Source organism: Mesorhizobium sp. M7D.F.Ca.US.004.01.2.1 (assembly GCF_003997785.1).
Taxonomy (GTDB): domain Bacteria; phylum Pseudomonadota; class Alphaproteobacteria; order Rhizobiales; family Rhizobiaceae; genus Mesorhizobium; species Mesorhizobium loti.
On record NZ_RZRQ01000706.1, the window covers coordinates 1 to 857 of the forward strand.

The window sequence follows — 857 nt, forward strand, 5'->3', positions numbered from 1 at the left end:
GTCTATGCCTGCTCGGCGCAGGCCTCCGCGACGACTGGCGCGGCGCTGCGCGTAGAAGGCGGCGTGGTCCGCTTCGTCGCCCAGCCAGACTTCAAACGAATACAGGAAGAACAGAGACAAAATGAGAAGCGCCATATCGGGCGATGCACTTGACCAAATCCTGCGGTCTGCCCGGACATACCAAGGGTGGACCGGTCTCTATCGAATATTCCGTAGTTCTGGATCTTTATGAGCTTTTGAAATGGGGACCGACCTCGGCCAACTCTAGCTCTGCGCACTTCGTCTGGGTTCGAAGCGCCGAGGGAAAGGCGAAACTCGCGGCGCTGGCCTCGGAAAGAACCGAACCAAGATCCTGCAGGCGCCATCTCGGCTATTATCGGCAACGATCTCGATTTTGCCCATCGGTTGCCGACGCTCATGCCCCTTAACAAATGAGTGTCGGGGCAATTCTGCTCGTAAAAGATAAATGGGGCCCTAATCCGACTCGACGTTGAATCGGCGTCGGAAGAAGCTGGCTTTGAAGCGTTGTCGTTCGCAAATGCGGCACAGGCGATTGCGGCTTTCGAGGCGGCTCCGGACAGCTTCAAAGGCCCTCATCACCGACATCCGCCTAGGAGTTGGTAAGACCGGCTGGGATGAATCCAAGCCTGTAATTCCAGTTGTCTACATGAGCGGGGATAGCGCAATCCATTGGAGCGCAGACTGTGTCCCCTGAAAGCATCATGATCCAAAAGCCGTTGTTCCTGCCTCAGATAATCACCGCGATCTCGGCGCTCCTTAAACAGCCGCTGCTAGTCCCGAAAGACCCGGATTAGGTCTGTCAAATATCTAATCGCCAAAATCATGCGCTTTATGGT

The 857-nt window shown here is 55.5% G+C and carries 1 pseudogene; it reads left to right on the forward strand.

The window, feature by feature from the left end:
• Positions 1–81, forward strand: a pseudogene (locus EN993_RS38230) (oxidoreductase); the annotation flags it as partial.
• Positions 82–857: the final 776 nt, after the last annotated feature.